This window comes from Chryseobacterium sp. KCF3-3, from assembly GCF_045865955.1.
Taxonomy (GTDB): domain Bacteria; phylum Bacteroidota; class Bacteroidia; order Flavobacteriales; family Weeksellaceae; genus Chryseobacterium.
In genome coordinates, this window is the sequence record NZ_AP035792.1 from 2,791,967 (window position 1) to 2,813,211 (window position 21,245).

Annotated in this window: 21 protein-coding genes; 15 read left to right on the top strand and 6 right to left on the bottom strand. The window is 36.0% G+C overall.

The genetic code is table 11. From position 1 onward, the window contains the following. Positions 1–114: 114 nt before the first annotated feature. Complete coding sequence (fusA, locus tag ACKTTZ_RS12620; protein ID WP_407849102.1) at positions 115–2,181, bottom strand: elongation factor G; 2,067 nt, start codon at positions 2,179–2,181, stop codon at positions 115–117. Between the two features lie 627 nt (positions 2,182–2,808). Between fusA and ACKTTZ_RS12625 the strand changes: the two genes are divergently transcribed. The 9 genes from ACKTTZ_RS12625 to ACKTTZ_RS12665 all read left to right on the top strand — a co-directional run bounded on the left by ACKTTZ_RS12625 (position 2,809) and on the right by ACKTTZ_RS12665 (position 10,402). Further along, complete coding sequence (locus ACKTTZ_RS12625) at positions 2,809–3,477, top strand: HAD family hydrolase (protein ID WP_407849104.1); 669 nt, start codon at positions 2,809–2,811, stop codon at positions 3,475–3,477. An 8-nt stretch (positions 3,478–3,485) separates the two neighbouring features. Continuing rightward, on the top strand, positions 3,486–4,310 hold the full coding sequence (locus ACKTTZ_RS12630) for a phosphoribosyltransferase family protein (protein ID WP_034693581.1): 825 nt from the start codon (positions 3,486–3,488) through the stop codon (positions 4,308–4,310). Next, positions 4,300–4,857: a TerD family protein gene (locus ACKTTZ_RS12635; RefSeq protein ID WP_034693584.1), complete on the top strand. Its 558-nt coding sequence runs from the start codon at positions 4,300–4,302 to the stop codon at positions 4,855–4,857. Before ACKTTZ_RS12630 ends, ACKTTZ_RS12635 begins: the two co-directional genes overlap by 11 nt. A gap of 2 nt (positions 4,858–4,859) precedes the next feature. Further along, positions 4,860–6,035 carry a toxic anion resistance protein gene (locus ACKTTZ_RS12640; protein ID WP_253316924.1) on the top strand — a complete coding sequence of 392 codons (1,176 nt, stop codon included), beginning with the start codon at positions 4,860–4,862 and terminating at the stop codon, positions 6,033–6,035. A 16-nt stretch (positions 6,036–6,051) separates the two neighbouring features. After that, the gene (locus tag ACKTTZ_RS12645) at positions 6,052–6,999 is read left to right on the top strand and encodes a hypothetical protein (protein ID WP_253316923.1); all 948 of its coding nucleotides are present in this window, start codon (positions 6,052–6,054) and stop codon (positions 6,997–6,999) included. 69 nt (positions 7,000–7,068) lie between these two features. After that, positions 7,069–7,677 (top strand): TerD family protein, encoded by a 609-nt coding sequence (locus ACKTTZ_RS12650; RefSeq protein ID WP_047428248.1) that lies wholly within the window; start codon positions 7,069–7,071, stop codon positions 7,675–7,677. An 85-nt stretch (positions 7,678–7,762) separates the two neighbouring features. Continuing rightward, entirely contained in the window at positions 7,763–8,806 is a 1,044-nt protein-coding gene (locus ACKTTZ_RS12655) for a TerC/Alx family metal homeostasis membrane protein (RefSeq protein WP_034693591.1), read from the top strand. 651 nt (positions 8,807–9,457) lie between these two features. Next, positions 9,458–9,985, top strand: coding sequence for a TetR/AcrR family transcriptional regulator (locus ACKTTZ_RS12660; protein ID WP_034693595.1), 528 nt, complete (start codon positions 9,458–9,460; stop codon positions 9,983–9,985). Between the two features lie 3 nt (positions 9,986–9,988). Further along, positions 9,989–10,402 (top strand): nuclear transport factor 2 family protein, encoded by a 414-nt coding sequence (locus tag ACKTTZ_RS12665; protein WP_185103651.1) that lies wholly within the window; start codon positions 9,989–9,991, stop codon positions 10,400–10,402. Between the two features lie 92 nt (positions 10,403–10,494). Here the strand turns inward: ACKTTZ_RS12665 and ACKTTZ_RS12670 are convergent, their stop codons facing one another. Continuing rightward, entirely contained in the window at positions 10,495–11,502 is a 1,008-nt protein-coding gene (locus ACKTTZ_RS12670) for a catalase (protein ID WP_407849108.1), read from the bottom strand. A gap of 297 nt (positions 11,503–11,799) precedes the next feature. On the opposite strand from ACKTTZ_RS12670, the gene ACKTTZ_RS12675 reads away from it, so the two are divergent. The 5 genes from ACKTTZ_RS12675 to ACKTTZ_RS12695 all read left to right on the top strand — a co-directional run bounded on the left by ACKTTZ_RS12675 (position 11,800) and on the right by ACKTTZ_RS12695 (position 15,705). Further along, positions 11,800–12,234 carry an FKBP-type peptidyl-prolyl cis-trans isomerase gene (locus tag ACKTTZ_RS12675; protein WP_051934256.1) on the top strand — a complete coding sequence of 145 codons (435 nt, stop codon included), beginning with the start codon at positions 11,800–11,802 and terminating at the stop codon, positions 12,232–12,234. 143 nt (positions 12,235–12,377) lie between these two features. After that, entirely contained in the window at positions 12,378–13,328 is a 951-nt protein-coding gene (locus ACKTTZ_RS12680) for a hypothetical protein (RefSeq protein WP_079240520.1), read from the top strand. Between the two features lie 65 nt (positions 13,329–13,393). Beyond that, positions 13,394–13,804, top strand: coding sequence for an Rrf2 family transcriptional regulator (locus ACKTTZ_RS12685; protein ID WP_253316922.1), 411 nt, complete (start codon positions 13,394–13,396; stop codon positions 13,802–13,804). Positions 13,805–13,861: 57 nt separating this feature from the next. Further along, the gene (locus tag ACKTTZ_RS12690; RefSeq protein WP_407849111.1) at positions 13,862–14,515 is read left to right on the top strand and encodes an NAD(P)-dependent oxidoreductase; all 654 of its coding nucleotides are present in this window, start codon (positions 13,862–13,864) and stop codon (positions 14,513–14,515) included. Between the two features lie 17 nt (positions 14,516–14,532). Then, positions 14,533–15,705, top strand: coding sequence for a MoaF-related domain-containing protein (locus tag ACKTTZ_RS12695; RefSeq protein ID WP_407849113.1), 1,173 nt, complete (start codon positions 14,533–14,535; stop codon positions 15,703–15,705). Between the two features lie 204 nt (positions 15,706–15,909). On the opposite strand, the gene ACKTTZ_RS12700 is transcribed toward ACKTTZ_RS12695, so the two are convergent. After that, positions 15,910–16,941, bottom strand: a complete 1,032-nt coding sequence (locus tag ACKTTZ_RS12700; RefSeq protein WP_034693607.1) for a M23 family metallopeptidase — start codon at positions 16,939–16,941, stop codon at positions 15,910–15,912. A gap of 224 nt (positions 16,942–17,165) precedes the next feature. Here ACKTTZ_RS12700 and ACKTTZ_RS12705 point away from each other — a divergent pair, with 224 nt between their 5' ends. Then, positions 17,166–18,206, top strand: a complete 1,041-nt coding sequence (locus tag ACKTTZ_RS12705; protein ID WP_051934257.1) for an NAD(P)H-dependent glycerol-3-phosphate dehydrogenase — start codon at positions 17,166–17,168, stop codon at positions 18,204–18,206. Positions 18,207–18,284: 78 nt separating this feature from the next. On the opposite strand, the gene ACKTTZ_RS12710 is transcribed toward ACKTTZ_RS12705, so the two are convergent. The 3 genes from ACKTTZ_RS12710 to ACKTTZ_RS12720 are packed head-to-tail and all read right to left on the bottom strand — an operon-like array spanning position 18,285 to position 21,007. Beyond that, positions 18,285–19,028 (bottom strand): hypothetical protein, encoded by a 744-nt coding sequence (locus ACKTTZ_RS12710; protein WP_407849115.1) that lies wholly within the window; start codon positions 19,026–19,028, stop codon positions 18,285–18,287. Between the two features lie 38 nt (positions 19,029–19,066). Further along, on the bottom strand, positions 19,067–19,888 hold the full coding sequence (locus tag ACKTTZ_RS12715; protein ID WP_407849117.1) for a hypothetical protein: 822 nt from the start codon (positions 19,886–19,888) through the stop codon (positions 19,067–19,069). Positions 19,889–19,903: 15 nt separating this feature from the next. Then, complete coding sequence (locus ACKTTZ_RS12720) at positions 19,904–21,007, bottom strand: hypothetical protein (RefSeq protein ID WP_407845748.1); 1,104 nt, start codon at positions 21,005–21,007, stop codon at positions 19,904–19,906. Between the last annotated feature and the right edge of the window lie 238 nt (positions 21,008–21,245).

Sequence of the window (21,245 nt, forward strand, 5' to 3'; positions counted from 1 at the left end):
AGTGAATTTTGTAGTAAAAAAATTGACAAGCGCAGCGGATTGACGATTGACCATTCATAATATTCCCCATAACCAGACAAGGACTGTAAGAAAAAATCTACAATCCTTGCTTGTTTAGGTTATTAATGTATTGGCGATAAAATCAGGCACTAAAGCATAGTGTGATAATTTCATGCTGATGGAAGCTCTTCCGCTTGTCAGGGTTCTCAGATCAGAAATATACCCGAAAGTGGATGCTAACGGAACTTCCGCTGCAAAAATCTTTCTTCCTGATTTTTCATCAATCGAAGTAATGATTCCTCTTCTTCTGTTGATATCCGCAGTGACGGCACCCGTGTATTCCTCAATACTCTGGATTTCTACCTTCATAACAGGTTCCATCAGTTTAGGATGACATCCTTTTGCCGCTGCTTTGAATCCTTCTCTTGCAGCAATCTCGAAATCAAATGCTGCAGAATCCTGAGCGTGGAAAGAACCATCCAGAAGAGTCACCTTCATGTTTTCCAGAGGATATCCTTTCAATGGTCCATGTTCCATAGCTTCTCTGAAACCTTTTTCAACAGAAGGGATGAACTCAGTAGGAATAACACCTCCTTTGATCATATTAACGAACTCCAATCCATGTTCATTATCATTTCCAGGTCCGATTTCAAAAGTGATATCAGCGAACTGACCACTTCCTCCGTTTTGCTTGGAAAGCTTTTCTCTGTGAACTCTGGTTTCCGTTAATATCTCACGATAAGAAACTTTAGGTTTCCCCTGATTGATTTCAATACCATGATTCAGACGGATTTTCTCCAGGGTAACCTCGAGATGAAGTTCTCCCAATCCACTCAATAAAGTTTCCCCGGTTTGTGGATCTCTTTCAACCACTAACGAAGGATCTTCTTCCTGGATTTTTGCCAACACTAAACCGAAAGATTTCTCATCACCATTCGTTTTCGGCTCGATAGCAACTCTGATCACAGGAATCGGAATCGTAATCGCTTCCAGTAATATCGGCTGCTCTATAGAAGATAATGAATCTCCGGTTTTGGCATCCTTTATTCCTGTTAAAGCCACAATATCTCCTGCTTTAGCTTCATCCAGTGTTAATGTTTTGTCCGACTGCATCTGTAAAATTCTGGAAATCCTGTAGCTTTCACCTGTTCTTACATTCAGTATTGTATCTCCGGATTGTATCCTTCCGGAATACACTCTCAGCATAGCCAGCCTTCCCATATGTTTGTCAATTACAACTTTGAAAACAAGTCCTGAAAAAGCAGCAGATTCATTTCTTTCCAATGTTACTGTTTCTTCTGTTTGAGGATCTCTTCCCTGAAGGTCAGCAAGCTGATCCGGAGCAGGCAGATAAGTGACCACAGCATCAAGAAGAGGCTGGATTCCCTTATTTTTAAAAGCAGAACCACATAAAACAGGAACAGCTGATCCTAATCTGCAGACTCTTTGTATCGCTTCTGAGAGCATTTCAACAGTGACTGTTTGTTCAGTATCCATAAAAATATCAAAGAACATTTCATCATTTTCTGCAAGAGTTTCCATTAACTTCATTCTGTATTCATCAGCTTCAGCCATATAATGATCGGGAATTTCTTTTTCCACAATGGTTTCACCGTTTTCATCAGTCCAGTATAATGATTTCATTTTAACAAGATCAATAACACCTTCAAAATGTGCTTCAGCTCCCATCGGAATCTGAAGAGCCAGAGGAACAGCATTCAGTTTGGTTTTTATCTCATTGAGAACCGCAAAGAAGTCTGCCCCAATTCTGTCCATTTTATTGATGAAACAGATTTTGGATGTTCCATGTTTTTCAGCCTGGAACCAAACATTTTCAGTCTGTGGCTGAACTCCTGAAGAAGCACAGAAAACTGCAACTACACTATCCAGAACTCTTAATGAACGTTCCACTTCCACTGCAAAATCAATATGTCCCGGCGTATCAATAATGTTGATGTTATAAACTTTATCGTCTTTTTTCCATTGGGTAGAAACTGCAGCAGATGAAATGGTAATTCCTCTGTTTCTTTCCTGGATGTCTTTATCCATGGTGGTATTTCCATCATCTACATTACCGATTTTATGAATAAGTCCTGTGTAATACAAAAGCCTTTCTGTTAACGTTGTTTTTCCTGCATCTACGTGTGCTATAATCCCTATATTTCGTGTGTTGTATTTCATTTTGTTTGATTTAAATTGTTGATTTTTAGATCTGTGTTTAGAAAAGATTCTGAAAAAAATGGACACAAAATACACTCCGGTCTTATAAAGCCGGCAAAACATTTTTTGTATTTCGTATCAAAGGAAAATTTTCAGAGATCTTAACAAACAACAGATTTTTTTGAATTGTTAAAGTCTGAAATTAGGGCAGCAAAAAAGACCTATCCGAATAGACAGGTCTTCAATATATTTTTGGGTATAAAAGATCTATAGAACTATTCAGATAAATATTCAGTGCTGCCAAAGAACACAGCTCTGACAGGATTGCTTAAAGTTATAATATTTATCATTTTTGTTGACATTGTTGATTTTTAATCGGTTGCGAAATTATAATTTTTTTTTGATTTCCAAAGAATTTTTGAAAATATTTTTTTGTGAACGGATATTAAGCACTTCGTAAATCACTTTCTGTGAGTCTGTCAAATTCATAGAATTTCATAAAAATATCTTAAAACAGATAACGAACGTAATGCTTTTATGATAAATATTTTATCTTTGGGAAGAATAGTATTGTGAACACTTTTTGATGATTAAAAAATTTTAAATCTTTTTCAAGAAGCTAAATAAAAACTTTTAACTTAAAACCTATTGAAAACAGATATTGACATTCATAACCACTGTCATTTTTCTTTTGACCTGTGGCTCACTTTAATCAAATCTCATCCTGAATTTAAAACAAAAAGAGTTGAGCTGTTCTCCTCATTTTTCAACGTAGATAAACCAATAGAGAAGGTTGCGAAAACCGTAAAATATTATGATGATCTTTGTAATACCATCAATGAGGTTGCAGGAGGGAATATTGATACTTTTGAAATTTATCTGATGATTCTGGGTGCTTTGGATGTGGATGTAAAACAATTGAATAAAGAAAAACTTAATGAGTTTTACAACAAAAGTGAAGAATTGTTTCTGGAATATAAACCAGTTGTAATTTTTGAAAATATTCATGATTTTTTTGAGGATATCAAAAATCAGGGAAAGACCATAAATATTCTAAGCAACACTGGATTTATCAAAGGGAAAACAATGAGGAAATTCCTGATTCATGAAAACCTGGATCAGTATATAGATTTCCATATCTATTCCGATGAAATCAACTGTTCCAAACCTAATCCGCTTATTTTTCAGGAAGTGAAGAATAAGATGAAAGATCAGGATTTGCCACTGCACCAGATTCTGCATATTGGAGACAATCCGGTAGCAGATTATCAGGGAGCAAAGAACTTCGGTTTCAGTGCTCATTTACTTAAACACTAAAAATAAACATGAATAAAAGATACAGCTTACACCACATTCATTCGGCGGATGAGTTTACTTTCTCACCTGCAGAATACAGCTTTTTCAAGTATGGCGATAAGTCGTATGCTGAAAAATTTGCAAGAGAATTATTCGACGGATTTATTTCCGAAAATGAAGAGCTTTTAAATACAGATAGAGAGATTGTAGTGCTTCCAAGTCCCTATATGGCAATTCCTACGGCATCCAATTTTTTATGTTTTTACTTTAAAAAACACCTGGATTTTTATCTCTTTCAGAAAGGAAAGAAGTCAAGTATTTTATCTAAAATCAACAGAAACCATACGTATATAACAGATTATGGGAATCTTAATTTTGAAGACCGCAAAAATCTGATCGCCAATGATACTTATTATATCGATAAGGATTTTTTGAGAGGAAAACTTTGTATTTTTATAGACGATATAAAAATCACGGGAAGTCATGAATATACAGTCAACAGAATCCTGAATGAATATAATGTAGAGGCTGACTTTATGTTTCTGTATTACGCAGAACTGATGAATTTTGACCTTGACCCGAAAATTGAAAACTTTTTCAACTACTATGCAGTGAAAAATGTAAAACATGTTGCAGAAGTGATGAATAAAGAAAGTTTTCAGTTCAATACAAGGATTGTAAAATATATTTTAGGCCTGGATTCAAGTAATTTTGATTATCTTACGTCTAAAGTAAAAAAGGAACAGATGGACCTGCTTTTGGAGCTTGCGATCAGTAACAATTATCATTTAATAAAAGAATACGAAAATAACATCAATACTTTAACACAAACGGAATTATATTATGGCTATTAACTTACAAAAAGGACAAAGAGAAAACATTAACGCACCTAAATTTACTGTAGGTTTAGGATGGGATATCAATAATACTTCTACAGGAACGGCTTTCGACCTTGATGCATCTTTATTTTTGCTTGGGGACGACAAAAAATTAGTTTCAGATAATCACTTTATTTTCTATAACAACCTTGAGTCTCCGGACCAATCTGTCATCCACACGGGTGATAACCTTACAGGAGAAGGCTCTGGGGATGATGAGCAGATCAAAATTGATCTTACAAAAATTGACGATGCTATCAAGGAAATTACAGTAGTGGTAACCATTCACGAAGCTGATTCAAGAAAACAAAACTTTGGACAGGTAAGAAATTCTTTCATCAGAATTTTCAATACAGATACGAATGAAGAAATCTTAAAATATGAATTAGACGAAGATTTCTCAATCGAAACCGCTGTAGAATTTGGAAGAATCTACAACAGAAACGGAGAATGGAAATTTGAGGCTGTAGGTGCAGGACAGAGAGACGGCCTTGAGAAATTTGTATCAATTTATCAGAAGTAATCATGGACAATCAGGAAAATCAACCCATAGATCCACTTGGATCAATAGAACCTCTTAAAACCTTTGAACCAACTCCAATGGTTCCACCAACTCCGGCTCAGCCTGTTCAGAACGCAGCGCCGGCGGTTCTTGTGGACAGAGAGGGAAATGTAAATCTGACTCAGCTGCAGTCAGAAGAACGTCAGAAATATGAAGTTCTTGCGAACTCTATTGATGAAGCCAACCCAGGTTCTATCGTGAATTTTGGTGCAGAGCTTCAGAAAACTTTAACTAATCAGAGTGACAGCTTCTTAGGAAATGTAAGAAGATCAAACTCAGGAGAAGTAGGAGGGCTTATCAATGATCTTTTGGTAGAGCTTAACTATGTTGACGTGGAAGAGCTTAACGGAAATAAAGTGAAAAGCTTTCTGAGCAAATTACCATTCATGAAGAAGGTAATGACTCAGGTAGAAAACTTATTTGCAAAATATGACAAGATCATCAATAATATTGAGCAGATCTCATATAAAGTAAATGCAGGAATCATCACTTCTACAAAAGATAATGCTGTACTTCAGACTATTTTTGAAAGCAATGTGAATTCTATCAAGCAGATAGAAGATCTTGTAATTGCAGGAAATATAAGAATGGAAAGAGCTGCAGTAGAGCTTGCTCAGATGGAAACTGCTCCTCAGAATTTTCAGGATTATCAGATTGCAGATAAGAGAGATTTCATTGCAAGGTTAGACAGAAGAATGGCAGATCTGAAAGTGGTGCGTGTGATCATGATGCAGTCGCTTCCGCAGATCAGATTGGTACAGAACAACAACGTTTCTATTGCTGAAAAAGCTCAGACGATTCTTACCACTACACTTCCTGTATGGAAAAACCAGCTTTCACTGGCTGTAGCAATGTACAGACAACAGCAGAATATTGAAATCCAACAGAAAGTTTCTTCCACTACAGAAGAAATTTTAAGAAAGAATGCAGAACGCCTTGGTCAGAATTCTGTGAATGTTGCCAGAGCAAACGAGCAGACTATTGTATCTGTGGAGACATTGAGAGAAACAACATCAATGTTGATCAATACATTGAATGAAGTGAAACAAATCCAGAAACAGGGAGCAGATAACAGAAGAAAACTGGATCAGGATCTTCAGACATTAGAGCATGAACTTAAAGCAAATGTCAGAGGTTAATTTATAGGATACTAAGGTGGGGGATGATGCAGCAACCATATTGTCGCAAAGCAAAAGAAGATTAACAAAGCTTAAGCTTCTCGCTAATTTTTTTGAGCATATTGATATCATATCAATTTATATCAAAACAGATATTATTCATAATCTGTTTCAGGAAAATACAGCTTTGGATTACAATAAACTGGAACTTTTCCACCTGCAGTATACAGACAGCCTCATAGAGCTTCTGACTAAAATTAAAAAGCAGAAGGAAAATGATATGCTGGCGGTCATCAATGAAATTAACATCAACGGTAAATATATTTCAGGTTTTGAAGAAAGACAGGTAGACAACTTTCAGACCGACAGGAAAATGTACAGCGGTGTATTTTCCCAACATCTGAAAACACTGTATAAAGACCTTACGGAAGATAGTTTTACAGCCAATTGGGAGAATGTACTGTACTTTCATAAAAAGTATGCGCAGGAATTTTACAGGACAGATGCAGATGAAACCCTGCTGAAATCTGATTCTTTCCCGGCTTATCAATATAAAGACTATTCCATTGAAAGAAAGCTGTTGGGAAGACTTAATATACAGGGATTTAAAGTCCGTTTTGTCTGTGGTTACCTTATTGGAACTCATGATTATGAGCTTTTTAAAATCTTTCAGTCGGATGATCATTTTATTTTCAGTGTAGACGAAAAGAAATTGTATCTTTTTGACAAAGAATTAGATAAACTGGATACTTCTGAAAATCAGTCTAACCAGAGTACGATTATTGACCAGCTGAGAAGCAAAAATGAACAGCTGGAACACAGTATGAACGAAAGAAAACGTACGTTACCGGCAGAAGTAGAAGGTGTTTTGAAAGATTATATCAAAAACCTGGAAAATATGGACATTATGAGTAAGATATTTGACTTCGATGAAGAAACGAATATTCTGCGGGCAATGCTTAATTTAAATTTGAATAATAACTAAGACGAAATTTGAAAAGCAAAGAAGATTATCTTTTTTGCAAAAAAGTAAATAATAACTAAACATAAAAAGATGGCTATCAACTTACAAAAAGGTCAGAGAATAAACCTTAAAAAAGAAAATGGAGCTGAACTTTCCCAAGCTTGTGTTGGAATCAACTGGGGAGCAATTGAAAAGAAAGGATTTTTTGGAACTAAAAAAGAAGCAGTAGACTTAGACGGAAGCTGTATTTTATATGATTCAAACAAAAATGTTACGGAAGTAATCTATTTCGGAAACCTTAAATCAAGAAACGGATCTGTAAGACACAGCGGAGACGATCTTACCGGTGACGTAAACGGAGATGACGGATTGGATAACGAAGTAATCACAGTAGACTTCAGTCAGCTTGAACCGAATGTGGAGCATGTAGCAATGGTTTTGAACAGCTACAGAGGTCAGGATTTCGGAACCATTCCTTTTGCTTCTATCCGTATTTATGAAGGATCACCTACCAATGTGAGAGAAGTTTTTGCAAAGTATGATATTGCGAATGATGCTTCTTTCAGTGGACACGTTGCCATGGTAATGGGGGTTTTCTATAAGAGAAACGGAGAATGGAAATTCAATGCTATCGGAGATCCTACAGCAGATAAAAAGCTGGAGCAGACAATCCAGACGGTACAGATGAATTACCTATAATTAATTGACAATCAAAAGATAAATAAAATAGCAATATTTGTACTCTGTGCATCTATTGCTTTTATCATATAATAACATAACTCAAGTGGAACATCAAAGTATTTTAGAACTACACCCTGGTCTGGTGTGGGGATTTGCAGTAACAGTTGTTATCATGCTGCTCCTGGACTTAGGGGTATTTAATAAAAAAAGTCATGAAGTCTCTTCCAAAGAAGCTACCATATGGTCTATCGTGTGGATTTCGCTTTCTATGGTTTTTTCAGGGGTGGTATATTGGGTATTCAATACCGATGGAAGTCCTGAAAGCCATGCTTTGGCAATAGAGAAATTTACCCAGTATCAAGCTGCCTATTGGATTGAAAAAGCTTTGTCTGTGGATAACTTGTTTGTATTTATCCTTGTTTTCGGATTCTTTAAAGTTCCGAAATACCTTCATCACAAAGTCCTTTTCTGGGGGATTATCGGAGCCCTGATCTTCAGAGCGATCTTCATCTTTGCAGGAGTAGGACTAATAAACCTGACTTACCTTCCTGAAATGAATATCTTCGGAGAAGCAGTGAAAATCAACGTTGTCATGACATTGTTCGGATTATTCCTTGTGTATGCGGGGATCAAATCATGGGGTGATGGTGACGATGACGATGATGAAGATTACAGCAATACAGCAGGAGCAAGATTAATCAAGAGTTTCTGGAAAGTTTCAGACAATTATGATGGAGATAAATTCTTCACGATCCAGAACGGGATTAAAATGGCAACTCCTCTTTTAGTAGTAGTTGGGGTTATTGAATTTACGGACGTTCTTTTTGCAGTAGATTCCATTCCGGCAATCTTCGCCATTTCAAATGATCCGTTTATCCTTTATACATCTAATATCTTTGCAATTTTAGGATTAAGATCATTATACTTCCTGTTAGCGAACTTTATTCATATGTTCAGCAAACTTCCATACGGATTGGCGATTATCCTATCCTTCATTGGAGTTAAAATGCTTATTGCACCATGGATTCATATTCCGTCTCCGGTTTCATTAGGAATCGTAGGAGGAGTATTGGTAATCTCTGTTCTTTTATCTGTCATCTTCCCTGAAAAAGAAGAAGAGAAGAAAGAAGAGTTGGACGAAAAATAATCACATTTAAAATAAAATGAAAGCCTCTGGAATTTATTTCTGGAGGCTTTTTTTTGTTTATGTTTTTTTGTTGGAAAAACGCAAGTTGTTCTCAAATTATATGTTTTTTAAGGCGCAAAGATTTTATCTCCGATAAAATGGATTATGATTGCATGATATCTAGAAAATTGTAAGGCTGGATTCTTTCAGAATGACAAATACCACGCTTAGTTTATCCATACCGTTTGTCATTCCGGTAGGAATCTCTGTATAGAATGGTTGGAAAACGCAAAGAGGGTAAGTATTGTGCTTTTTTAAGGCGTGAGAATATTTCGACTTCGCTCAATGTGAGATTTTCAGTAACGTTGAATTTTAAGAATGTAAACCTTATAGGTTTCAAAAACCTATAAGGTTTGTGGTAAAGGGAATCAGATTATCTACATATTTTCCTCAAGGATACTTACTGATTATCTACTACATCAGAACCATATTATTAGCAATATTAAATTTTATCGGAGATAAAATCCTTGCGTCCTTACTATACTTTATCAATTAAAAATTTTGCGTCTTTGCGTTTTTCCAAATTACTCAAAGAATATTTTTAAAAATAAAACAGACAGACCAGTCTGTTCTTTGTTTTTTTTCCTACCTTTGTTTCATAAAAGAAAAGCAATGAAGTCTCCAAAAGAAAGAATCATAGAAACCACATTTCAATTGTTTGCCAGACAAGGGTATAATTCTACCGGAATTAACCAGATTATTTCTGAAGCAGAAGTAGCGAGAGCCAGCTTCTATCAATATTTTAAATCCAAAGAAGACCTGTGTGTAGAATTTCTGAAGGTGAGACATGAATATTGGTTCAAAGAACTCAATAGCTTTTTAGCAAAAGAAAAAGATTCAAAATCTAAAATTATCAATGCTTTCGATTTCGTAGTCTATATGAACGAAAAAGAAAACTTCAGAGGATGCAGTTTTTTGAATATTTTATCTGAGATACCAATGGATAATACTAAAATTCTGAGTGGTATTCAGTCTCATAAAGCAGATCTCAGAAACTTCTTTTCAGAATTGGTGAATGATGAAGAACTTTCCGATCATATCTATATGCTTTTTGAAAGCAGTATCATAGAAAGCCAGCTTTTCAAATCCAATGAATTAATTGAAAAATCAAAAAAGATAGTCACTAATTTAATACAATAAATTATGGAACAAAAACATCCGCTTCCGCCTTTCACTCTTGAAACGGCACTGGAAAAAATCCAACTGGCAGAAGATGCCTGGAACAGTCAGAACCCTGAAAAGGTTTCCAAAGCATATACCATCGATAGCGAATGGAGAAACAGAGATACCTTTGTGAACGGTAGAGAAGAGATTGTACTATTTCTTCAGAAGAAATGGGAAAAAGAACTTCATTATAAGCTTAAGAAAGAGTATTGGGCACATACAGACAATCGTATTGCCGTTCGTTTTGAATATGAATATCAGACCAAAGAGGGGAACTGGTTCAGGGCATACGGAAACGAAAACTGGGAGTTTGATGAAAACGGACTGATGGCGAAAAGATACGCAAGTATCAATGATTTGGCTATCCGGGAAGAAGACCGAAAGTTTAGATAAAATGTAAAGACTGTTATGAGAACAGTCTTTTATTTTTTAGTTGGATCAATCTTTTTCAAATCAGATTCAAAAATTCATCACTCATCATTACACTAACCGTTTTTTCCGTGTAGCAGTTTATTAATTTTCCTCCTCGTCTGCACAGAAACTTTATACGCTTCATCACGCAGCTTTTGTATTTTTCCTACAGGCTGAAAAAATATTTTACTTTCAAAAGGATTGAATGAAAGAAGCTCAGTCGTACAATTATGTGAATCCAGCAATGAATTTTTATTGATTCTGACTTCTCCGATTTTAATAAAAGGAGCATTTTTCCATTCAACATTCAGCCTGTTGATGGGTTGGTCTTTCAAATCATGGCAAATCTGTATCAAAACATCTGCTGCAAAATCACTCGTTTGCAGATAATTTTTTAAAGAATCTTTGACCTTTTGCTTTCTTCCAAAATTTTTATCCACAGATTGAGGACAAAGCTTTATTTTGATCATCTGGTCTCCCAATCGGAAGGCACCTACAGAATAATAATCAAATGACAGAATAAAATCATTTCTCTTCCCGATAAGTTTTATAATATTGCGGAGCATATCTCCAGTGAATAAAGAAGGAATCATTTTAACCATCTGAATACACATAGGGAATAAACTTCTCCATTGCTTCATATAAAGTTGGTTAATTGCTGTAAACAACTTCAAAAACGTAGAAACAGATTGAATAGGAAACAAAGGAAAATTAACCAACGGATAATTGGCAAGCAATACTCCGTTTTCATCCTTGATCTGCACAGCAAAGCCATAAGCCGGAATATCTTTTTTTGAATTTTTGATTTTCAGCTGAGCATTAGAGAAACGTATGGTAAGGTCAAACTTTTCCTTATCAAAAAAAGGTTGCAGTGATTCCGGGATATCGGGTTCTATCCAGAATATACCCTTTGCTACCGCATACGTTTTAGCATGAGCATTCCTGGTCGCATAATTGACATCACTGATGGAAGAGGATTGTTCAACAAAATCCGCTATTGTTTTTTTATTGAGTTCCAGAAGCTTTTTTTCCTCCTCATTCAGTTCATCAAACTTCTTATTATATTTTAATGGATTTGGCATTTAGTTTTTAAAATTCAATTATAACGCCAAGTTTTGAAATCTGTGTTAAGCAAGTATTACAATTGTTTGAATTTTGTGGAAAAGATGTTTGAAAATAAGGAAATGTAAGATAATATGATTAATGAATATTGAAAAATAAGCTATTTAACTTATTGATTGTGAGTGTTTATTTATTTTTAATGAGAATGAATTAAAGACATGTTGTTTGAGAGAAAAATACTTTGGGTTTTTAAACTTCCCTCATTGTGCTTCCTTTTTCCAACCCTAAAAAGCCTTATCTTTGTAAAAAATTATAATATGGGAGTAGCAGATATGTTATTTAAACGTAAAAAAGAATTAGCAGAAAAGAACCTGAAAGATGGTAAAGAATATATGGAAGAGTATGGTAAAAGAGAAAGCGTTGTGCAGTTACCAAGCGGCTTGCAATATGAAATCATTACAGAAGGTGACGGTGCAAAACCAGGTCCTAAATCTACTGTAAAGTGCCACTACCACGGAACCACTATTTCCGGAAAAGTATTCGACAGCTCTGTAAAAAGAGGTACACCTGCATCGTTTCCTTTGAACAGAGTGATTTCCGGATGGACAGAAGCTCTTCAGCTGATGCCGGTTGGTAGCAAATGGAGACTGATCATTCCTCCGCATTTAGCGTATGGAGATCAGGAGATCAGCAAAGAGATCGGACCAAACAGTACGCTTGTTTTTGAGGTTGAATTGCTGGATATTAAATAATCCTTCTTAAAAATAGATTAAAAATTTACCTGATTTCAGGTAAATTTTTTTATTTGTACTATATTCGTATTGATAAATTGTAGAATGAAGAAGAAAAAAGAGATGATTTTACAATATGTCAGAGCAACACAAAATATGACTGTATGAAAAAACTTTTTTACCTGTTAATTGTTTTCGGGCTTCTTACTTCCTGCGTTTCCAGGAAGAATCAGGCTATTCAGCAGAATATTCTCACGCTGAAAGACAGCTATTGTAAAGCGCCGTTCAAATATAACTACAGCAATAAACTTCCATCATATAATTCTGATTCTATCTTAGCAGCCAATAAAGAATTAAAAGAGGTCTTTTCTGATCAGAGTATCCTCATCTTAAACGCACTGGATAATTTAGATGAGGTTCATGAGATTATTGATCTTAAAAAAGATTCATCCCTTGCTTCTCAGGTTAAAGTTTTACAGCTGAAGACAAAAATAAACAGTAAAATAACAATAGCTCTTACGGAATTGGATGCTGTAGCTGCAGAATTTGACTGTGAAGGAGAAAGAGTAGCCCAGATTGGAAATTATGTAGACAATCTCAACTCATCAAGAAATAATAAGCTTATCTTATATTCAATCATTGCAGGAGCAGCAGCTTCCATAGCCGGCGGAATTGTGCATGATGAAGGATGGAGTAATGCCATTGATATAGGTGGAGGGGTTCTGGGAGCAGGTTTCGGACTGGCAACTCTTAATCCAAAAGGGAAAAAGGTAGAGTTTATTCATCAGAGAAACCTTTTGAGAGATATCTGGAGAGAAAAACTGGAGTCACCCAATTTTCCTCCTTTTATCTGGTATATGTACACAGAGAAAAAGTTTTCCAACAGAGAAGAACATTCCATTATCGGAAACATGAAACTGAGATGGCTTCACTATCAGTTTGATGACAATAAAGAAGTAGCGGATAAGTCTGTGATTTTCAGTGATGGAGGGCTTTACAGGGCAGATGATCTCCATAATCGTGCAGCCATGCTGAATCAGATGCAGTCGGCCACCCGTACCATCAATCAAAACATCAATTATTTGCTGCTTGATCTGGATAAATTAATCCTTTAAGAAAAATTTAACTGTAATAAATTTTGTTACATTTAAAAAATGTATATCTTTGCAACGTAATTACAATGAACAATACAAGATTTGCTACGGCAGTACATATTATGACATTATTGGCGAAAAGTCCTCAGGAGTGGCTTACTTCTGACTGGATGGCCGGTAGTATCAATGTGAATCCGGTGATTATCCGAAAGGAGATCAGCGTATTGAGAGAAGCAGGTCTGATTATCAGCAGACAAGGAAAAGAAGGAGGAAGTCAGCTTGCAAAGAATGCTGAAATGATTACTATTTCAGAGATTTATAAGGCAGTAAAAAATACAGAAGTATTAGGCAAAAAAAATCAGAATCCCAATCCCGCATGCAGTGTTGGTAAGGAGATTAACAATCATTTAAATACATTATTTGAAGAAACAGATCAATTGGTGGTAAAATTTTTAGGGGATAAGTCATTACAGGAATTTTCTGACCAGTTCCAATAAAATTTTTTAACCTTAAATGTAACAAAATTTATTACAATTTAATTAAAATAAAATATTATGAAAAAAGTAGCAGTAATCGGTGCAACAGGATTTGTAGGAGCACACGTAGTATCAGAATTAGCAGAAAGAGGATATGCGGTAGAAGCGTTGGTAAGAGATGCATCCAAAGTAAAAACACAGGAAAATGTGACAGCAAAAAGTGTGGATGTAAACAATGTAAATGAACTGGCTGAAGCCTTAAAAGGAAGTGATGCTGTAATCAGTACATTCAATGCAGGATGGACGAATCCTAATCTTTATAACGATTTTTTAAACGGTTCTGAGAACATTGAAAAAGCTGTAGAACAGTCAGGAGTAAAAAGATTAATCGTAGTAGGTGGAGCAGGAAGCCTTTACACTCCTGATAATACTCAAATCGTAGATAGCCCGGATTTCCCTGAAGCTTACAAACCTGGAGCAACAGCAGCGAGAGATTATTTAAACAAAATCAAAGAAAATAATACGTTGGATTGGACATTCTTCAGCCCTGCGGTAGAAATGAACCAGGCGAATGTAGGAGAAAGAACAGGAAAATACAGAACTTCATTAGAGACTCCGGTATTTGATGAAAACGGAAGAAGCCGTCTTTCTGTAGAAGATGTAGCCGTAGTTTTGGTAGATGAATTGGAACAGAATAACCACATCCGTGAACGTTTCACAGCAGCTTACTAATCGATAGAAGAACAGAAATGATACAAAAAAAATTATGGTCGTTATTAGCACTGTTGGGATTCATCAGCATATTTGCTGGGAATCTCAAAGTGAAAGTTTATAATCCGGGAACCAAGGCTATTTTTCCTATTACGTCAACTATTATCTATGGAGATAAAGATGCTATATTGGTGGATGCTCAGTTTCAGAAACAATATGCAGAACAGCTGGTAAAAGAAATAAAAGCAACAGGAAAAAACCTGAAAACCGTTTTTATTTCTCACAGTGATCCGGATTTCTATTTTGGACTGGATGTGATTAAAAAAGCTTTTCCTAATGTGAAAATTATTTCAACGGCACAGACTGCTTACCTTATATCAGCTTCAAAAGATGATAAAATGGGAGTGTGGAAACCACAATTGAAAACAGATGCACCATCAGAAATTATAATTCCGGAAGCAGTTACTTCAATTCCTGATCTTGAAGGAAACAAAATTGAAATCAGACAAAATCCGGAAGATCCTGCACATAGCTTTCTATGGATTCCTTCCATCAAAACCATTGCAGGCGGGATTTCAGTTTCTGTTGGTTCACATCTCTGGATGGCAGATACTCAGAATGTAAAAGCAATTGATCAATGGATAGGACAGATTGATGCTATGAAAGCACTGAAACCACAGCAGGTAGTTCCTTCTCATTTTGCAGAACTTTCCACATCACCACAATCTCTTGACTTTGTGAAAAGCTATCTGGAAAATTATAAACAGGCAGTTACTGAAAACAAAACTTCATCTGCTATTGTAGATTTCATGGTTAAAAAATATCCTAATCTGCCAGGAAAAGAAGAACTTGAAATGGGAGTAAAGGTTTATCTTAAAGAAATGAACTGGGATCTTAAATCACCCTATCCGGCAATCGGACAGAAAGTGGAAGTGGACTTTGGAGAAGTAAAATTCGTTCTCGATTTTAAAGATAATAAAACCATGACGTTCAAGGGAACAGCCGGAAGTTCAAAAAACAGTACAGATACCGTAGAATATACTGCGGTAGAAGTAGCAAAAAATGTTTTTATGGTGTACTGGCATGAGCCGCACCTTGGTTTCAATGTAACCCATATTCAGGATTATAATAAAAATATCGTCTATTCAAATATTGCTGGTCCTGATGGTACATTTACCCATCCAAAAGGAACTTTAAAAATTTTGAAATAAGATAAAAAACTACCATTACATGATGGTAGTTTTTATTTTGAACCATTAAGATTTTTTGAAGGATTGAAGCTACATTAAGGAGATTCCACTTAAAGCGGAGCTCATCTTAATATTCTTAAAAACTAAATAATCCTTAATGGTTTAAAAATGGGTTCAAAAAATTTCTCATAAATAAAAAGGCTGTCGAATAGACAGCCTTTTTTATTATAAATTCATAAACAATTTCGGGTTAATCGGAGTATTGTTTTTGTGTACTTCATAATGAAGATGAGGACCTGTAGAACGTCCGGAATTTCCGGATTTTGCAATTACCTGACCAACCTTTACTTTCTCATTTACTTTAGCAACAAGCTGAGATAAATGTCCATATAAAGTAGCCAGTCCGTTTCCGTGTGAAACAATTACACAGTTTCCATAGCCTCCTTTTTGTCCGGAAAAAATGATTGTTCCGGCAGCAGCAGCTCTTACATCAGAACCATAGGCAACAGCAATATCCAGTCCTTTATGGAACTGCATCTGATCAGCTTCAGCAGGTGGATTATTTTTTTCAGCCACAGCAGTTTTAGTTGCAGGCGTTCCGGAAGCAGCTTTTGTTGTCGTTGCAGGAGCAGAAGTTGCAGCTACAGGAGCAGCTTTTGGCGTAACCATTACTTTTACTTCTCTCTTATTTCCGTAGCTGTCTGTAAGTTCTATAATTTTCTCAACAGGTTCAGCTTTTACTTCAGGCTTAGCTGCAGCAGCTACTGTTGGTTTCGCCTCTGTAGCTGCACTTGATCTTACCGAAGCAAAAACAGTTTTGAATGGGATAGGATTTTTTCTTATCCCGAAATTAGAGGAAATATATCCGTCAGTAGGCATTCCCAATGGAACCTGCATCAGTTTTTTCTGAAGATCCATCAGGTATTGGCTGTATCGGTTAGCCTGTTTGGAAAGATAAATAGAATTGGAGATACTGTCCTGGTTGAGCATCATTAGTTTTTCATTGGTGATGTCTTTGGACTTCAGGAAGGAGTTGAGTTGAGCAACGGTCTGATCTACAAGAGTAAGATCACTTTTCATTTTTAGATAATCTACACTGTCCTTTTCAGTGTTTATTTTTACAAGGTTTACTTCGTAGGTTTTGTCATCTCTTTCAGAAAAGAGCTTCGCAATGAATACACCTTGTGCAAAAACTACTAGTAAAAGTCCTCCCAGGAGAATGTTTACGTTCTTCTTGCTGTTTAGAAATTTTTTCATATTTCTTCTCTTAGTAAGTTAAAACGGTTTTGAAGCTGCAAATTTAATTAAAAATAAGTTTTGTGAGTTATTTTTAATTAAAATTCAGTTTTTTCTGTATTTAACGGCTAATTAGATATTTAATTGTGTTGTAGTGTTAATTTTTTCAGAAAATGGCTTTTATCATAGTTTCAAAGCCTGCGTTACGTCTTTGTTTTAATATCTTTGCAGTTCACATTCCAATTATGGCTAAAAAGAAAATTATTTCAGAATCTTCGAATCCAAAAAAGAATAAAAAGGATATTTCTGTAGGAGTTGTAGGAAGCGGAAGTTTTGCAACCGCTATCGTAAAAATGCTTGTTGAAAACTGCAAAGTAGTACACTGGTGTGTAAGAAGTGAATTTGTAAAAGGAGCCATTGAGCTTCGTGGACATAACCCGACTTATCTTACGGCTGCCCATTTTAATCTTAAAAGTTTAAAACTGACAACAGATATTAACGAACTGGTTACTGCCTGTGATGTTATTGTTCTGGCAACACCGTCTATCTACCTGTCCGATACCATGGATAAAATGACGTGTGAGTATTCAGATAAGATCTTTATTTCTGCAATTAAAGGGATTATTCCTAAAGTAAATGATGTGGTAGCACATTATCTGCGTGATGAATTTAAAATTGGTTTCAGAAACCAGGCCGTTATTGCAGGGCCTTGTCATGCTGAAGAGGTGGCTATGGAAAGACTTTCTTATCTTACTATTGCGACAGTGGAAGATGAGACTGCTGAAAAGCTTGAAGGAATCTTCAGTTCAGACTTTATCAAAGTTCATACAAGCAAAGATATTTTAGGAAATGAATACAGTGCAATCCTTAAAAATATTTTTGCAATAGGAGCGGGAATAGCAAGTGGATTAGGGTATGGTGATAACTTTACGGCAGTATTTGTTTCCAATGCGATCCGTGAAATGGAAACATTCCTGGAAGCGATTTACGAAGCACCAAGAGATGTGAATGAAAGTGCCTATCTGGGTGACCTTTTGGTAACAGCATATTCACTTTTCTCAAGAAACAGAAACCTTGGAAACCTGATTGGGAAAGGGTATACCGTGAAGTCTGCCATTCAGTCTATGAACATGGTAGCAGAAGGATATTACGCTGCAGATTCCATTTATAAAACAGCAAAACAGAAAAATCTTAAACTTCCGATTATCGATACCGTATATGCTATTTTGTATGAAGGTAAAAATGCTGAAAAACAGTTTAAAAAACTGACTGCAAAATTGAATTAAAAAAAACAGGACTTTAAAAATTAAAGTCCTGTTAAACATAAATAATGAAACTTAAGCATTTTTCATGCTTAAGTTTTTTTATAGACTCATCTTGGTAATGACAAGTGATAATGATGATCTTACATTCAAATTACTGGCGGTAAAACCGTTTCCTGTATCAAATTCAAACTTCTGACGGATCGTTGTCGGAGAAGCGAGTGTTAAAAAATAACTTCCCTGGAAAAAGGTGAATGAGCTTGATAGCTGGCACATTCTGTTGGTTTCCGTAATCGTTGCACTGGTAGTGGAGTTAATCAGATAAGAACGGGTACAGGTGAAATTTTGGGAAAGATATTGTGTGTTAGCTGTCCCGTTATTATTATTCGCATTGCTGGAATCCACAGAATACCGTACAATATATGTTCCGGCAGGCAGGGTAATCGTGGAATTATCCGCCCCTAGTGAAGCTCCTGTAATTTTATTTGAAGTTACCGTAAAACTTCCCAATGTATTATTTGTACTTCCTGTAGGAATAAGTACTCCTGAACTGATAAGCAGAGACATGATCTGAGGTTCAGAACCGGAAACGACAATACGCTGCCATTGATTTCTTACCCAAACATAATATCCTTTCGGAAAAGTAGATACTCCTCCGCTATTATAGATAATAAGCCCGTCTGCAGGATTTGCAATGGGAGTTGAGTTACTGTTCAGAACAAGCAGATCATATTGCGGAAAAAGAACCCCTTTATTGGAAGAACTAATGTCCAGAACACTGCTCGCATTAGGTGTGTTTGTATTAATACCAACTTGTGCATTTGAGAAAATGCCTAACAGTATCATACAGATTATATAAATAGATGTTTTCATTGTGCAATTGATTATTGGTTAAGCGCTGATCTTTGAATATCAACTTTAGCATTCGTGATGATGATTTCTCCGTTATTAGGAGTTGTTCCTCCGGATCCATTTTGGTAAGTTCCTCCGGCATCATGAGCAATGGCAGGAACTAAAAGAATAGGAGCTGCTGAAGTAGTCACAAAAGAGAAACTCATATTCAGAGTATGGGTCTTATTACTCGCAATTGATTGTGCATTGATACTAATTGTTTTACCATATTGATTTCCGCTGGACGGATCAATAAGTTTTACAAGATACTGATGCAGATGAACAGAAGTTCCGCCTATTCCGGCAGTTGTACTTTCAAGAGCTGTTCTGATATTCAGACACACATTTACCAGATAACCGCTGTTTCCGGGAAGTGTGATAATTCCTGTAGAAGTATTGTATAAAGCTCCGATATCATTGGATACAACAGTAAATGCAGCATCGTTAAAATTTTTGTATGTACCGTTGGCAAGACCTCCAAGTATTGAATAATCAGAGGTGCGTTGAAGCATCATATAACTTACCAGGTTATACGTATCAGAAAGCTGAGTCCACATATTGTTTTTCCAGATATAAAGACCGGGGCTAATGGAGTTCCCTTTATTATAAACAACCAGTCCTTCTGCCGGATTATTTACCGGAGAGGTATTATTCAAAACATCTATAATATCCACTCTTGGAAGAAGTACTCCTTTATTGGTGGTCTGTGAAACTTCCAGAACTGAAGAACTGTTCACTAAAGTCTTCCCAATCGCAACTTGTGCATATATGGTATGAGCTATAATCAATAATAGCAGGATATAACTTTTTTTCATATGTTGATTGTTTTTTTATAGCTGGGATATTTTAATATAAGATCCGGTAGGAATTACATTCACAAGATCGTAGAATGTACTGTTCTGCATTCTTCCAAGATTTAATCTTAATCCTCCTATGATATTGGCGTTCGCATTAGCAGGAACGGTGTAATAATAGGACCAGGTGGCAAGATGGTTGGTGCTGACTTTAGAAACAATAGGAACTTCTTTCCTTGTAGCACCTCCTCCGGTAAAGGTATTCGTTGTATTATTATAGGTATCGTTGATGAAATCTATAAAATATCCCATCAGATAATAAGTACTCCCGGAAAGTGGAGCAGTTCCTCCCTGTCCGGATGGACTTTCCTGAGGTGAATTTAAATTCAGGTTAACCTCTACCAGATATTTTCCCTGTGGAAGAATCAGGGAATATCCTCCGGAAGTGTTCGGAAGAACTTTAAATCCACTGATATTTGATACCCCTGAAACTGCAGGATTATTAACCATAAGCTGAGTGCTGGCACCTGCTATTGCATTGTCAAGAGCTGATAGTGATCCGGTAAAATCAAGATAGGCAACCTTGGGAGTGTTTTGTGCATCAATTGTACTTTGCCATGAATTGGTAGTACTATTAAAAAAATGGAGTGCTTTGTTGTTGCTGTTAGTTCCTCCATTGAACCCAATAAGTCCATTGGCAGGGGAGGCAACAGGACTCGTTGTACTGGTTAGGTTAGCAATATTCAGGTTGGGAAATAATACTCCTTTATTGCCTCCGGAAACAGTTACCGTAGGGGCTGTAGTATAGCCACTACCTCCGTTGTTAATCGTTATGCCAGTAAGCTGACCGTTGGAAATGACTGCTGTAGCACGGGCTTTTGAACCTCCGTTCACTACAGATCCTCCTCCATAAAAATTAATTGTTGGTACCGAAGTATAACCGCTTCCTCCGTTGTTGATGGTAATCCCGGTAACAGCACCTCCCGAAATGGTGGCTGTAGCTGTAGCTGGGGTTCCACTGAAGTTCTCAATGTGCAGAATAGCACTGGGGTCCGGTGTGGACGTGTTGATTCCTACACTTCCGCTCTGGGCAAATCCCATTGTCGCGAACAATGTACTCACGAAGTTAATAATTCTCATCTTTAGTATGTTTATGAAATAATTTTAATTAAATACTTGTTGGAATAGGTATTAAATCAATTGAAAGGTACGTAAAAAAAACAGTTATTCAATGTGGTATGTATAGAATTACATCTATAAAATTATTTATTTGTCAATAAAAAGTGATATTTGATATTTTTAATATAATCATTTATCACTTATTGTTGATAAAATATAATAGTGTAAATGGTTATGGTTGCAGTATTTAATATGATGA

What these genes read in the sequence shown, in the direction of transcription:
- fusA (WP_407849102.1), bottom strand. Translation starts at nt 2,181, where the DNA reads ATGAAATACAACACACGAAATATAGGGATTATAGCACACGTAGATGCA.
- ACKTTZ_RS12630 (WP_034693581.1), top strand. Translation starts at nt 3,486, where the DNA reads ATGAATAAAAGATACAGCTTACACCACATTCATTCGGCGGATGAGTTT.
- ACKTTZ_RS12635 (WP_034693584.1), top strand. Translation starts at nt 4,300, where the DNA reads ATGGCTATTAACTTACAAAAAGGACAAAGAGAAAACATTAACGCACCT.
- ACKTTZ_RS12640 (WP_253316924.1), top strand. Translation starts at nt 4,860, where the DNA reads ATGGACAATCAGGAAAATCAACCCATAGATCCACTTGGATCAATAGAA.
- ACKTTZ_RS12650 (WP_047428248.1), top strand. Translation starts at nt 7,069, where the DNA reads ATGGCTATCAACTTACAAAAAGGTCAGAGAATAAACCTTAAAAAAGAA.
- ACKTTZ_RS12660 (WP_034693595.1), top strand. Translation starts at nt 9,458, where the DNA reads ATGAAGTCTCCAAAAGAAAGAATCATAGAAACCACATTTCAATTGTTT.
- ACKTTZ_RS12665 (WP_185103651.1), top strand. Translation starts at nt 9,989, where the DNA reads ATGGAACAAAAACATCCGCTTCCGCCTTTCACTCTTGAAACGGCACTG.
- ACKTTZ_RS12670 (WP_407849108.1), bottom strand. Translation starts at nt 11,502, where the DNA reads ATGCCAAATCCATTAAAATATAATAAGAAGTTTGATGAACTGAATGAG.
- ACKTTZ_RS12675 (WP_051934256.1), top strand. Translation starts at nt 11,800, where the DNA reads ATGGGAGTAGCAGATATGTTATTTAAACGTAAAAAAGAATTAGCAGAA.
- ACKTTZ_RS12680 (WP_079240520.1), top strand. Translation starts at nt 12,378, where the DNA reads ATGAAAAAACTTTTTTACCTGTTAATTGTTTTCGGGCTTCTTACTTCC.
- ACKTTZ_RS12685 (WP_253316922.1), top strand. Translation starts at nt 13,394, where the DNA reads ATGAACAATACAAGATTTGCTACGGCAGTACATATTATGACATTATTG.
- ACKTTZ_RS12690 (WP_407849111.1), top strand. Translation starts at nt 13,862, where the DNA reads ATGAAAAAAGTAGCAGTAATCGGTGCAACAGGATTTGTAGGAGCACAC.
- ACKTTZ_RS12695 (WP_407849113.1), top strand. Translation starts at nt 14,533, where the DNA reads ATGATACAAAAAAAATTATGGTCGTTATTAGCACTGTTGGGATTCATC.
- ACKTTZ_RS12700 (WP_034693607.1), bottom strand. Translation starts at nt 16,941, where the DNA reads ATGAAAAAATTTCTAAACAGCAAGAAGAACGTAAACATTCTCCTGGGA.
- ACKTTZ_RS12705 (WP_051934257.1), top strand. Translation starts at nt 17,166, where the DNA reads ATGGCTAAAAAGAAAATTATTTCAGAATCTTCGAATCCAAAAAAGAAT.
- ACKTTZ_RS12710 (WP_407849115.1), bottom strand. Translation starts at nt 19,028, where the DNA reads ATGATACTGTTAGGCATTTTCTCAAATGCACAAGTTGGTATTAATACA.
- ACKTTZ_RS12715 (WP_407849117.1), bottom strand. Translation starts at nt 19,888, where the DNA reads ATGAAAAAAAGTTATATCCTGCTATTATTGATTATAGCTCATACCATA.
- ACKTTZ_RS12720 (WP_407845748.1), bottom strand. Translation starts at nt 21,007, where the DNA reads ATGAGAATTATTAACTTCGTGAGTACATTGTTCGCGACAATGGGATTT.